General features: G+C 62.2%; 12 protein-coding genes and 1 tRNA gene. 3 read left to right on the forward strand and 10 right to left on the reverse strand.

The window, feature by feature from the left end:
• Positions 1–8: 8 nt before the first annotated feature.
• From L0U84_RS17860 to L0U84_RS17870, 3 genes are all read right to left on the reverse strand, one after another.
• Entirely contained in the window at positions 9–1,133 is a 1,125-nt protein-coding gene (locus L0U84_RS17860; protein ID WP_233851503.1) for a methyltransferase, read from the reverse strand.
• A gap of 922 nt (positions 1,134–2,055) precedes the next feature.
• Positions 2,056–4,215, reverse strand: coding sequence for a glycoside hydrolase family 28 protein (locus L0U84_RS17865; protein WP_233851504.1), 2,160 nt, complete (start codon positions 4,213–4,215; stop codon positions 2,056–2,058).
• 479 nt (positions 4,216–4,694) lie between these two features.
• A complete protein-coding gene (locus L0U84_RS17870; protein WP_233851505.1) occupies positions 4,695–5,318 on the reverse strand; it encodes a CGNR zinc finger domain-containing protein in 624 nt (207 codons plus the stop codon).
• Between the two features lie 177 nt (positions 5,319–5,495).
• Here L0U84_RS17870 and L0U84_RS17875 point away from each other — a divergent pair, with 177 nt between their 5' ends.
• The 3 genes from L0U84_RS17875 (at position 5,496) to L0U84_RS17885 (ending at position 7,981) form a co-directional block, all read left to right on the forward strand.
• The gene (locus L0U84_RS17875) at positions 5,496–6,191 is read left to right on the forward strand and encodes an alpha/beta fold hydrolase (protein WP_233851506.1); all 696 of its coding nucleotides are present in this window, start codon (positions 5,496–5,498) and stop codon (positions 6,189–6,191) included.
• A gap of 96 nt (positions 6,192–6,287) precedes the next feature.
• On the forward strand, positions 6,288–7,142 hold the full coding sequence (locus L0U84_RS17880; protein WP_233851508.1) for an alpha/beta fold hydrolase: 855 nt from the start codon (positions 6,288–6,290) through the stop codon (positions 7,140–7,142).
• A 68-nt stretch (positions 7,143–7,210) separates the two neighbouring features.
• Positions 7,211–7,981: an SDR family oxidoreductase gene (locus L0U84_RS17885; protein ID WP_233851509.1), complete on the forward strand. Its 771-nt coding sequence runs from the start codon at positions 7,211–7,213 to the stop codon at positions 7,979–7,981.
• Positions 7,982–8,077: 96 nt separating this feature from the next.
• Here L0U84_RS17885 and L0U84_RS17890 read toward each other — a convergent pair.
• From L0U84_RS17890 to L0U84_RS17920, 7 genes are all read right to left on the reverse strand, one after another.
• A tRNA-Thr gene (locus L0U84_RS17890) sits at positions 8,078–8,153 on the reverse strand.
• 19 nt (positions 8,154–8,172) lie between these two features.
• Entirely contained in the window at positions 8,173–8,676 is a 504-nt protein-coding gene (locus L0U84_RS17895; RefSeq protein ID WP_233851510.1) for a ClpXP protease specificity-enhancing factor, read from the reverse strand.
• 66 nt (positions 8,677–8,742) lie between these two features.
• Positions 8,743–9,354, reverse strand: a complete 612-nt coding sequence (locus L0U84_RS17900; RefSeq protein WP_006052302.1) for a glutathione S-transferase N-terminal domain-containing protein — start codon at positions 9,352–9,354, stop codon at positions 8,743–8,745.
• 95 nt (positions 9,355–9,449) lie between these two features.
• Positions 9,450–10,205, reverse strand: coding sequence for a cytochrome c1 (locus L0U84_RS17905; RefSeq protein WP_129958976.1), 756 nt, complete (start codon positions 10,203–10,205; stop codon positions 9,450–9,452).
• A gap of 22 nt (positions 10,206–10,227) precedes the next feature.
• A complete protein-coding gene (locus tag L0U84_RS17910) occupies positions 10,228–11,607 on the reverse strand; it encodes a cytochrome b (protein ID WP_233851511.1) in 1,380 nt (459 codons plus the stop codon).
• Complete coding sequence (gene petA / locus L0U84_RS17915; RefSeq protein ID WP_062128460.1) at positions 11,607–12,227, reverse strand: ubiquinol-cytochrome c reductase iron-sulfur subunit; 621 nt, start codon at positions 12,225–12,227, stop codon at positions 11,607–11,609. Before petA ends, L0U84_RS17910 begins: the two co-directional genes overlap by 1 nt.
• A 220-nt stretch (positions 12,228–12,447) precedes the next feature.
• Positions 12,448–13,194, reverse strand: a complete 747-nt coding sequence (locus L0U84_RS17920; RefSeq protein ID WP_129958974.1) for a Nif3-like dinuclear metal center hexameric protein — start codon at positions 13,192–13,194, stop codon at positions 12,448–12,450.
• Positions 13,195–13,210 lie beyond the last annotated feature (16 nt).

Consider the following 13,210-nt stretch of genomic DNA (forward strand, 5'->3'; position numbering starts at 1 on the left):
AGTCGCGCTCACCGCACCTTGAGTCGCCACAACGACGTGAGTTCGGCCGCTCGCGCGGCATACAGCGGATCGTTCTGATCGCTGGCCTTCGGATGCCGCGGACGAATGTCCTCGCGTCCCACGACGGTGAGCCCCGCGTGCTCGATCGCCGCCAGCAGCCACTCGCGCGTGCGCAGCCCGAGGTGCTCGGCGAAATCCGAAATGATCAGCCAGCCTTCGCCGCCTGGCGTCAGATGATCCGCGAGGCCGTTCAGGAAGCCGAGCAACATGCGGCTGTCCGGATCGTAGACCGCGTATTCGAGCGGCGACGCGGGCCGCGCCGGCACCCACGGCGGATTGCAGACGACGAGCGGCGCCCGGCCGTCGGGAAACAGATCGGTCTGCACGATCTCGACCTGCTCGACGCAGCCCAGACGCGCGAGATTTTCACGAGCACACGCAAGCGCGCGCTGATCCTGATCCGTCGCGACGATCTTCCGCACGCCTCGCTTGGCCAGCAGCGCGGCCAGCACGCCCGTACCGGTGCCGATATCGAACGCAAGCTCCAGCGATGGCAGCGCCGTGCGCGCGACCAGATCGACATACTCGCCGCGCACCGGTGAGAACACGCCATAGTGCGGATGGATGCGCTCGCCGAGCGCCGCAATCTCGACACCCTTCTTGCGCCATTCGTGCGCGCCGATCAACCCGAGCAACTCGCGCAACGACACGACCGACGTGTCGCCGGTCGCGGGTCCATACGCTTCGATGCAGGCCTGCCGCACGTCGGGCGCGCGGCGCAGCGGAATGGCGTAGTCGGCATCCAGCGGAATCAGGATCATGCCGAGCGTGCGCGCGCGCTGCGACTGCGCCTGCCGATGCAGGTTGAACGCGTCGAGCGGCGTCGCTCCGTGCTTGCGCGGCTTGCGTTCGAGCCGGCGTGTGACCGCCTGCAGTAGTTGGCGCGCGTTCTGGAAGTCGCCGTGCCACAGCAGCGCGGTGCCTTCACAGGCCAGGCGGTAGGCCGAATCGGCGGTGGTGCGATCGTCGGCGACGACGACGCGCTTCGGCGGCGGCACGGCCGCTTCGGAACGCCAGCGTGCGGTGCGCGGGCCGTCGGCTTCGGGCCAGGAGAGAGTTGCTGGGCTGGTCATGGTGCAATGGAGTCGATGTGACGTCGCCGGCGACGTGGACCGCGGCAGCGGACCGGAATGTCCGGCGGCTACCCGCCATCCCGGGCGACGCCCGAATAGTACCGTACCGGCGCCGTGCGGATTCACGGCGCGGCACGCTTCGATGAGGGTGGCGAGCTGAGTTTACGCGCGCCCGGCATAGACTAAAAAGTCCACCATAGACAAGGTGAAATAGATATCGTGATTTTTGAGCCATTCGACGGCTCACCTCATGCCATCGCGAGCGTTCGCGGCGTGACATTGCTCGGTGGTGGTGGTGAGCTGAGTTTACGTGCGCCAGATATAGACTTAAAAGTCCGCGATAGACAAGGTGAAGTAGATATCGTGATTTTTGAGCCATCGAGCGGCTCACCTTGTGGTATCGCGAGTATTCGTCGATGCTACATGGATCGGTGATGATGGTGAGCTGAGTTTACTCACGCTAAACATGGACCAAGATGTCCATTGTCGACAAGGTGAAAGAGATATTGTGATTTTTTGATCCATAAGACAACTCACCTTACGCCATCGCGAGCCTTCGTGGCGCACATGACTCGGTGATGACGATGAGCTGAGTTTACGCACGCCAAATATGGACCACATCGTCCACTATAGACAAGGTGAAAGAGATATCGTGATCTTTGAGCCAAAGAGTGCCTCACCTCACGCCATCGGGAGCCCCTTTTCGGCAGCGGCCAAAAGCAAAAAAAGAGCGCCGTCCAATCGGACGGCGCTCATAACGAGGCATGCTTGCTGCGGTAAAACGTTCAGCCATCAGCGCCAACGGAACCAGGCTCCGCCGGCGCCGACGCCCGATCAGCCGGTCAGCCGGTCAGCCGGTCAGCCGGTCAGCCGGTCAGCCGGTCAGCCGGTCAGCCGGTCAGCCGGTCAGCCGGTCAGCCGATCAGCCGGTCAGCACAGAGTTGTACGTAGTACCCGCGACCACCACGTTGTTCAGCGTGATGCCGTTCGTGTTGACCACGAACATCGGTCCCGCCACGGTCGACGAAGCCGGGCCCACGCAAACCGGGTGACCCAGGTTGCAGTTCGAGATCGTCACGCCGGTGATCGGCGAGACCGTCGGCACCGGCAGCGGACCGTTGTAGTCGGCCGCCATCGGGCCCTGCGCCACGATTGCCTGGAAGCACGAGTTCGTACCGGCCGTGTAGCCCGACGTCATCGCGTACTTGACGCTGCCCGACACGTCGGTCGCGTTCACGTTCGAGATGTTGACGTTGTTGATCGTCGCCGGATTCCAGCGCACCGCATCGCCCGACGCGCTGTAATCGCAGTCGAACGTGATCAGACCGCCCTGACCCGTCGACGGATTGGTTACCGTGCCGACCGTGCCCGTGCCGGGGACCGAGCCCGGATAGGCCGCGCCCAGCGCGCCGCCGCCGAACTTGCCGGCGAGGTTCACGCCGTTCGGCAGGGTCACGCCGTTGATCCACACGTTGTTGATGAAGCCGCCGCGGTTCATGTTGGTCTTGAAGCGCAGCGCGATATTGAGCGGGTTGCTTGCCCAGTTCTCGTTCTGCATCGTCAGGTTGCGAGCGTAGACGTTTTGCACGCCCGCGCTCATTTCGCTGCCGATCGTCAGACCGCCGTGGCCGCTTTGCATCGTGCAGTTCTGCACGACGATGTTCTGCATCGGGCCGTATTCGGTGTCGAGGCACTTGCCCGACTTGATCGCGATACAGTCGTCGCCGGTGTTGAACTGGACGTTCTGCACGAGGACCGTGTTGCACGCATCCGGGTCGAAGCCGTCGTTGTTCGGGCCGATACTATCGGCGAACACCCCGTCGATCACGACGTTCGAACTGCCGGTCGGGTGGTGCTGCCAGAACGGCGTGTTCTGCGTGTGGTAGTTCTGCAGCAGCACGTTGGTGCAGCCGATGAACTCGACCATGCACGGACGCAGGTAGTGGCCATTGCCGAACACGCGGTTCAGAACCGGCACGCCGAGTTCGGACAGCGCCGGCAGGTAGTTCTGGTCCTGATTCCAGCCCGTTGCCGTCAGCAGCGTCAGCAGCGTCGTCGTCACGCCGTCCTGGTTCGTGAACGACACGTTCGCCTTCGGATTCGTGACCTGCGACGCCGGCAGGCTCGTCAGCGCGACGTTGTTCGCGTTTGCGTAGGCCTGCGTGGTCGTCGTCGAACTGGTCGAGCCGTACGTGTTGCTCGAACCCTTGTAGGTCCACCAGCATGAGGTCGGCGTCTGGGTGCTCAGCTGCATCGGCGTCATTGCCTGACCGTTCAGCACGCAGGTGTTGTCGTCGGCGGTCACGGCGATGTTCTTCTGCTGATACGCGTAGATCGGCGAGCCGAAGTTCAGGCAGTCGTTGGCCTGCCAGCGCGTCCAGTAGAGGTTGCCGTTTGCCGTCGGGTACGGACCGTTCTTTGCGTAGTCGGCGGGGTTCGGGCTGAAATAGATCGTGCAGCCCGAAGTCAGGTGGAAATTCACGTTGCTGAGCAACACGATCGGGCCGCCGCAATACCAGTTGCCGGCCGGTACGACCACGCGGCCGCCGCCCGCCTGATTCGCGGCGCGGATCGCGGCATTGAACGCGGCGCACGCGTCGTATGCGGTGTCCGTGTAGTCGCACGGCACCATGATGTTCGAACCGGGGCTCTGCAGGTCGTTGCTCGGATAGGCAGTCTGCTCGCTGCCGCCCGTGACCCACGGAATCAGGCCGCCCGGCCATGCGGTCGACTGGATCAGCGCCGCTGCGGGCAGCGGTTGCGCGCCATAGGTGGCCACCTTGAAATCGACCGACGGGAACATCGACGTCGTGATGCCGGCGAGCTTGTTGATGATCGTGGTGGCTTCGCCGCTCGGGCCCCAGATCGGATCGGCCGCCGCAGTGGTGGGCGGCGTCGTGGTGGCGCCCGTGGTGCCGCCGCTAGCGGCAGGCGCGTTGGTCGAGCCGCCGCAGCCGGGCAGACCGGCGATCAGCCCTGCGCCAGCCGTGACGCCCGCGAACGCGAGAAAGCTGCGCCGAGCCGGCGATTGCGGACGCTGCTGCTGCACGTCGTTCTGTGAATCTTCCACGTTCCTGGTCATAAAACCATCGTCTCCTGTTGCTTTGTGGTTGGACGCGCACGCCGCGAATTGCGCGCGCGGATATTCTTAATGTCATCTTGTAAGACGACGTACAAACTGCCGGCGTTTACGTTAGCAGGAAAGTCGCCAAACAGTCGCATTTTGCAACCTGAATTTTCGTTTTAGCCCGCAAATACAGGGTATACGCGTTTTCCCTCACGCATTGCATGATGTAAGACATACGATAACTTGCGCGAAAAGTTTTCGTAATGAATGGTGTGGCCGCCGCTATCGCGCGGCGTACCGAGGGACTCGCTCCGCACGATAAAAAAACCCCGCAAAGCCATTGGCTTCACGGGGTTTGGGATTGTCGCCGAGTTACGGTGACTGGTTTCGGTGGGATGGAACGAGGCATGCGCCTCATCGGTGAACCGAAACCTGATGCCGTGTCGGTCCGCGCGCGATGCGGTTGCAATCTCAGCCTGGTCTGGCAACAGGCATCAAGCGTCCTGCTGGTCCTTGCGCCGCTGGCGGTGCGCCGCGACTTTCGCACGATTTCCACAGACCGCCATACTGCACCAGCGCCGCGCGTGTCCACGCGTGTGGTCGGCAAACAGCAGCGTGCAACGCGGACCTTCGCACGCTTTCACCTGCGTGAAGTCCTCGTCGCAAACAAGCCTCGCCAAGGCTTCCGCGATCGGCATCAGCAACGATTCCGGGGACTTCCACCTGCGTCGCTCGCGCAATTCGAATGCTGCATCCCCGCCGGGAACGAGCGCGCCGTATCGTTCGTCCATCTCGAGCAATCGATTCAATGGCTCGAGTTCGCCTAAGTCTGCGGCCGTGAGCGGCCGCCCTTTCCTCGCGTTGACGAAGCGCCTGAACCACTCGCGCAGCTCGCGCGCCTGAGCCGCCATGACGTCGAGCTCAGCCGATGCAAACCGCTCGCGCATTTCAGCGCGCGCCTCGGCCGGCACCATACCGGCCTGCTCCAGCCAGTCCAGCAAGCCCACACCGTCGACGATCCAGTCGATTTGCTCATCCACGGGAGTGGCCACCGAGTTCAGGAAATCGAGGCCCGGTGCGTCGGCCAAGAACAGCGCGGGAATCTGGAGGTAGTCCATTTTTCAAGTGACGGAGCTGGTGATGACGGCTCAATCGTAACCATCTAAATGACGCTTGACAAGTTACATCCGCGATTAGTAACCTGTATAAATGCATTTTGCAGGTTACCAAAACAACAGCTGCATTCCATTTCGGGGCCTGAACCGAGCGTTTTCTTCGCTCAAAGGAGCAACAAGATGTCTCTTCGCAACGTGAACGTAGTACTCGTGCATGGCGCATGGGCAGACGGGTCGAGTTGGAGCCGGGTCATCGAGCGGCTCGCCGACCGGCATATCGATGCGGTCGCGGCGCCCTTGCCGCTGACGTCGCTCGGCGACGACACGGCTGCGCTCGAGCGCTCGCTCGCGCGAATCGAGGGACCCGTCGTGCTGGTTGGGCATGCGTACGCGGGCGCGGTGATCGGATCCGTGCGTGCCGCAAACGTGAAGGCGTTGGTGTACGTCGCGGCGTTGGCGCCCGACGAAGGCGAAACCGTGGCCGACGTGTTCTACCGCGGTGAAGCGCATCCGCAAGCGCCAACCCTCGCGCCCGATCGCGACGGCTTGGTCTGGCTCCCACGCGACGCGTTCGCCAGTGCGTTTGCGCATCAAGCGACTGCGCGCGAAGCGAGCGTGCTCGCCGCGATACAGCGTCCGATCGCGGCCGCGTGCATCGGTGAACCCGTTGGACGGCCGCTGTGGAAAGACCTGCCGAGCTGGTTCCTCATCGCCGCGCAGGATCGGATGATCGCGCCCGACACCCAGCGTTCGACCGCCCAGCGCATGGGCGCACGCATCCACACGTTCGACGTCGATCACACGCCGAGCGTCACCGCGCCCGACGCCGTCGTCGAGGTCATCGTCGAGGCGGCGCAGGCGGTCTCGGCCGGCTGAGCCTCGCCATCGCGTGAAACCTGCGTGGTCCCTGCTACCACGTCACGCGTCCGTATGTACCTCCACCATCCGCCACTTTTCGCACGGAGAGTCATCATGACCGCAATCACCTATCGCCATGCCGACGTCGACGGTTTCAAGGTGTTCTATCGTCACGCCGGCCGCGAGGACGCCCCGAAGCTCCTGCTGCTGCACGGTTTTCCAAGTTCGAGCCATATGTTTCGCGAGCTGATCCCGCGGCTCGCCGACCGTTTTCACGTCGTCGCGCCCGATCTGCCCGGCTTCGGGCAGTCCGACATGCCCGCGCGCGAGAACTTTGCCTACACGTTCGCCAACCTGGCGGAAGTGATCAGCCGATTTACCGAGGTGATCGGCTTTGACCGCTTTGCCGTCTATGTTTTCGACTACGGTGCGCCGACTGGCTTCCGGCTGGCGCTCGAGCATCCCGAGCGGATCACCGCGATCGTCTCGCAGAACGGCAACGCCTACGAAGAAGGGCTCAGCGACGGCTGGAACCCGATTCGCGCCTACTGGCGGGACGCGTCGCCGGCCAATCGCGAAGCGTTGCGGGCACTGCTCGCCTATCAGACAACGGTGTGGCAGTACACCCATGGCGTGCCGGACACGGCATCGGTATCGCCGGACGGCTACTCGCTCGACGACTTCTACCTGCGTCGCCCTGGCGCCGACGAGGTCCAGCTCGATCTGTTCCGCGACTATCGCCACAACGTCGAGCTCTACCCGGCGTTTCAGGAGTATTTCCGCACCTACCGACCGCCGCTGCTGGCCGTGTGGGGGAAGAACGATCCGTTCTTTCTGCCGGCGGGCGCCGAGGCATTCAGGCGTGATCTGCCTGATGCGCAGGTGCGTTTTCTCGATACAGGCCACTTCGCGCTTGAAACGCATGCGGCCGAGATCGCGGCGGCGATCCGCGAGTTTCTTGGCCGTTGATTCCGGGAACGCCTGGTGATTTTCACGGCCGTTGCCAACCCAGCCCCCTATCCTTCAGGAGAAGCGAAATGTCGAGCAGAGTTGCTATCGTCACCGGCGCGAGCCAAGGCATCGGACGCGCCACCGCCATCAGATTGGCGCGGGATTTTGATTCGATCGTGCTGGTTGCGCGCAATCGGTCCAACCTCGACGAGACGGCGTCTCACGTCGAGCAGGCGGGCGCGAAAGCGCTCGTCGTCGATCTCGATCTGTCGGAGCCCGATGCCGCTGGGCAAGTCGTCGCGCGCACTCTGGCGGCGTTCGGGAAGATCGACGCGTTGCTCAACATCGCCGGCGCGGTGCCGCAGATCGACATCCTCGAGATGACCGATCAGCAATGGGATCAAGGACTGGCGCTTAAGCTGCATGGCGCGCGCCGGTTAACGGTGGCGGCATGGCCCGCGTTGAAGGCAAGCGCGGGGTCGGTCGTGCTGATGTCCGGCAACTCGGCGCTGTTCCCGAAAGCGCCTTATGCAGCGGTCGGCACGATCAACGCGGCAATCGTAGCGCTCGCCAAGGCCTTTTCAGATCGCGGCATCGCGGATGGCGTACAGGTCAATAGCGTGCTGCCCGGAGCGGTGATGACCGGCCGGCGCCGCTCGTATCTCGAGCATTGGGCGCCGTTGCATGGCATGAGCGTCGAAGAGGCAACCGCGAAGTTTCCCGCCGAAGCAGGCATCTCACGCTATGGCACGGCCGAGGAAATCGCGGAGCTGATGGCTTTCGTCGTGTCGCCCGCGGCACGCTGGATGACCGGCTCGACGCTGCGGATGGACGGCGGCGAGGTCAAATCGATCTAGCTCGGCGGTTCGTACGCCGACAAAAGAAAAACCCCGCCGAAGCGTGTGCTTCGACGGGGTTTTCCAGCATTTCCAGCTACTGCTGATAACGCAATCTGGTGCCGGCTGCAGGACTCGAACCCGCCACCTCATGATTACAAGTCAAGCGCTCTACCTGATGAGCTAAGCCGGCATGAGGCCGTGATTCTACTTCATTTCACGATCTTAAGGCGAGCCCTTCCGCCGCCTTTCGAGCCATCGTCGTCGGGCTGCGGTTTGTCGTCGGCGTCGGCCTCGGTGGACAGCGCCGGGTCGGCCGGCGCGGTCTCGACAGCGTGCGGGGCCGTAGGCGTGTCGGCTTCGTCCGCGGCATCCGCGCCCGAATCCTGCGCCTCACCGCCCGCCGATTCGACCGGGAACGCCATGCCCTGGCCGTTTTCGCGCGCGTAGATCGCGAGAATATTGGCGACCGGCACTTCGATCTTGTGCGACTTGCCGGAAAACCGCGCATTGAACTCGATCCACTCGTTGCCCATCTGCAGCTGGCTGGTCGCCTCGAAGCTGATGTTCAACACGATCTCGTTGTCGCGCACGAACTGACGCGGCACGCGCGTCTGATTGTCGACGCGGACCGCGATGTGCGGTGTGTAGCCGTTATCCGTGCACCACTCGTAGAGCGCGCGCAACAGATAAGGCTTCGTGGAAATCTCTTGCATCAACAGTCCTCTTGCGGGCGCGAGCGCGCATCAGAGCGATGCGGCGCCCGCGCGCCAAAGCCAAACTCAACGGCGCATCACCTTTTCCGACGGCGTCAGCGCTTCGATATAGGCCGGGCGGCTGAAAATGCGCTCGGCGTACTTCATCAGCGGCGCGGCGTTCTTCGACAGCTCGATACCGTAGTGGTCGAGGCGCCACAAGAGCGGTGCGATCGCGACGTCGAGCATCGAAAACTCTTCGCCGAGCATGTACTTGTTCTTCAGGAAGATCGGCGCGAGCTGCGTCAGGCGATCGCGGATCGCGAGGCGCGCCTTCTCGTGATTCTTCTCAGCAGCCTTGCCCTTCTCGTTTTCGAGCGTGCCGACGTGGACGAACAGCTCTTTCTCGAAGTTCAGCAGGAACAGGCGGGCCCGCGCGCGCTGCACCGGATCGGCCGGCATCAGCTGCGGGTGCGGGAAGCGCTCGTCGATGTATTCGTTGATGATGTTCGATTCGTACAGAATCAGGTCCCGTTCGACGAGAATCGGCACCTGACCGTACGGATTCATCACGGCGATGTCTTCCGGCTTGTTGAACAGGTCGACGTCGCGGATCTCGAAGTCCATGCCCTTTTCGAACAACACCAGCCGGCAACGCTGGGAGAACGGGCAAGTAGTGCCGGAATACAGAACCATCATGTTTACGTTTCCTCAAAAAGCTGAAGGGCCAGCGCGCGGAAAAACCGTTCAGCAGGTCTTTCCTGGCGCCGGCCCCACGCCGTGTAGCGGCGTGATTATTTGATATGTTTCCAGTACGCGGCGTTCAGTCGCCAGGCGAAAAAGCTCAGGATACCGAGGAACAACAGCACCCACACGCCAAGTTGCTTGCGGGTTTGCTGCGTCGGTTCGGACATCCATGACAGGTACGACACGAGGTCGGCCACAGCAGAATCATAATCTACCGGCGACACCGTCCCCGGAGTCAGTTGCTGGAAGCCGAGGAATTTGTGTACCGTTTCGCCGGTTTTTTCGTCGGTTTCATCCCCGAATTTCGCCGCCCGCTGCCCCTGAAGCTGCCACAGCACGTGAGGCATGCTCACGTTTTCGTACACCAGATTGTTCCAGCCGGTTGGCCGCGTATCGTCGCGGTAAAAACTGCGCAGATACGTGTACAGCCAGTCCGTGCCGCGCGCCCGCGCCTCCACCGACAGATCCGGCGGCGTCGCGCCGAACCACGCTTTCGCGTCATCCGGGCGCATCGCCACGGTCATCGTGTTGCCGACCTTGTCGGTGGTGAACAGCAGGTTCGCCTGAATTTCAGTCGGCGTAATACCGAGATCGGTCAGGCGGTTGTAGCGCATCAGGTTCGCGCTGTGGCAATTCAGGCAGTAGTTTACAAACAATTGCGCGCCGCGCTGCAAAGAAGCGAAATTGTTCGTGTTGTCCGGCGCGCGGTCGAGCGGGAAATTCTCGTCCGCGTGGACCGGAGCGGCCAACAGTGCGAGCACGGTTGCGCCGACCAGCGCGCACATCGAAAGCAGTTTTTTCATCTTCTGTTCTCCTGGCTCGCGATTAGTGAGGCTTGAACCGCACCCGTTCCGGCGGCTGCTTGAACTTGCCAAGCCGCGTCCAGAAGGGCATCCCGAGGAAAAACGCGAAGTAGATCAGCGCGCAGATCTGGGCGATCAGCGTCGACGCCGGTGATGGCGGTCGAGTGCCGAGGAAGCCGAGGGTCAGGAACGCGATCACGAAGATCCCGAAAAATACCTTGTGGAGGAACGGCCGGTAGCGGATCGACCTGACGGGCGAGCGGTCCAGCCACGGCAGGAAGAACAGCGAAATCACCGCGGTGCCCATCACCACGACGCCCCAGAACTTCGATTCGGTGAACGCCATCGCGACGATCACCAGCACCGCGAGCACCGGCAAACCGAGCTTCCACTTGCCGCGGGCGCGCACCAGCGCGAGCAACCCAAGCAGCGCGATGACGATCATCAGCACGATCTTGAATGGATCGGTAGTGGCGCGCAGCATCGCATAAAAAGCGGTGAAGTACCACACCGGCGCAATTTCAGGCGGCGTCTGCAGCGGGTTCGCGGGAATGAAGTTGTTCGCTTCGAGGAAGTACCCGCCCATTTCCGGCGCGAAGAAGATGATCGCCGCGAAGATCAGCAGGAAGATCGCCACGCCCATGAAGTCGTGCACCGAGTAGTACGGGTGGAACGGAATGCCGTCGAGCGGCACGCCATCCGGACCTTTCTTCGCCTTGATCTCGATGCCGTCCGGGTTGTTCGAGCCGACTTCGTGCAGCGCGACCAGGTGCGCGATCACGAGGCCGACCAGCACCAACGGAATTGCGATGACGTGGAAGGCGAAGAAGCGGTTCAACGTGACGTCGGAGACCACGTAGTCGCCGCGGATCCACAGCGACAGATCCGGCCCGATGAACGGGATCGCCGAGAACAGGTTCACGATCACCTGCGCGCCCCAGAACGACATCTGGCCCCACGGCAGCAGGTAGCCGAAGAATGCCTCGGCCATCAGGCACAGGAAGATCAGGCAGCCGAAAATCCACACGAGTTCGCGCGGCTTACGGTACGAGCCGTACATGAGCCCGCGGAACATGTGCAGATACACGACGACGAAGAACATCGACGCGCCCGTGGAGTGCATGTAGCGGATCAGCCAGCCCCACGGCACCTCGCGCATGATGTACTCGACCGACGAAAACGCGAGCGTCGCGTCGGGCTTGTAGTTCATCGTCAGGAAAATGCCGGTGACGATCTGGTTGACCAGCACCAGCAACGCAAGCGAACCGAAGAAGTACCAGAAGTTGAAGTTCTTCGGCGCGTAGTACTCGGAAACGTGCTTCTTCCACGTGGCAGTCATCGGGAAGCGCTGGTCGATCCAACCAGCCAGTCCGGTCGTCTCTACTTCGTGTTCGCTCGCCATTACGCTTCTCCTTTTTCGTCCTTCCCGATCACAAGGGCCGTCGCCGACGTGAACATGAAGCGCGGGATGTCGAGGTTCTGCGGAGCGGGTTTGTTCTTGAAGACGCGGCCGGCCATGTCGTAGGTCGAGCCGTGACACGGGCACAGGAAGCCACCTGGCCAGTCGTCGGGGAGATTGGGCTGCGGGCCTTCCTGGAAGCGCGGCGTCGGCGTGCAGCCCAGATGCGTGCAAACGGCGACGGCAACCAGCAGATGCTTGTTCTCGGCGCGTGAACGGAATTCGTTGTTGCAATAGTCCGGCAGCGGCATCGAGAACGGATTCAGCGAGTGGGGGTCCGCGAGCTGACTATCGGCTTTTTGAACATCGGCGAGCATGCGGTCGGTGCGGTTGATGATCCACACCGGCTTGCCACGCCAGGCGACCGTCATCATGTCGCCGGGCTTCAGACTACTGATATCGACTTCGACCGGGGCACCTGCTGCCTTGGCCTTTTCGGATGGTGCAAACGAACTAACAAAGGGTACGACAACGGCAACTCCTCCTATGCCGCCTGCTACGGTCGTCGCTACCAGCCAGTTACGGCGGCTGCCATCGACGCGTTCCTCTTCTTTGTCTCGCATCACACGCCCCACTTCTGAGTTGGATTTTTCCTTCACCTCGCTTCTACCGCCGCTAGTTTGCTCGAATGGAGTCGCCATTTACAAGGGCCGATTGCCAAAAACCGTGCGAAGCCCTTGATAACTCAGGGTTTGTCCGTACCGATCGCAAACTTTTTCGCACCTCCTTTTAAGTGCCTTCTGCGGTATTCATGCCTTTTCTTTTGCTAATGCAATTCGCAATTCAAACGGGATTGGGGATATCGATAAAGAGGTGTTCGATATCGAACGATTCGGACAGATGCTTGCCCACCGCCTGCACACCGAAGCGTTCGGTCGCGTGGTGGCCAGCAGCCAGAAACGCGACGCCGCTTTCCGCCGCCGTATGCATCACTGACTCCGATACCTCGCCGGTCACGTAGACGTCGACGCCCGCGTCGATCGCCGCGTCGAACATGCCTTGCGCGGCGCCCGTGCACCAGCCGATGCGGCGTAGCTCCATATCCGGATCGCCGAATACGAGCGGCGTGTGGCCCAGCGTCTGCTCGATTTCCGCGGTCAGGTGCGACAGCGTGATCGGCATCGGCAACGTGGCGAGCCAGCCGAGATCGTTGTCGCCGAAACGCGCGTCGCTGATCCAGCCCATCTTCTCGCCGATCTGCGCGTTGTTGCCGAACTCGGGGTGATCGTCGAGCGGCAGATGGTAGGCGAACAGGTTCAGGTCGTTGGCGAGCAGTAGCTTCAATCGGGCATGTTTGCGGCCGGTGATCTGCGGAGCCTCGTTGCGCCAGAAGTAGCCGTGATGGACCAGCACCGCGTCCGCGCCCCAGTCGAGCGCGGCCTCCAGAAAGGCCACCGATGCGGTCACGCCGGTCGCGAGTTTGTTGATCCGGCGGCGTCCTTCGACCTGCAATCCGTTCGGGCAATAGTCCTTGAAGCGCGCGGTTTCAAGGAGATTGTTCAAGTACAATTCAAGTTCTATCCGATCCATATAGACCTCTAGTCTT

Source organism: Paraburkholderia sp. HD33-4 (genome assembly GCF_021390635.1).
Classification (GTDB): Bacteria; Pseudomonadota; Gammaproteobacteria; order Burkholderiales; family Burkholderiaceae; genus Paraburkholderia.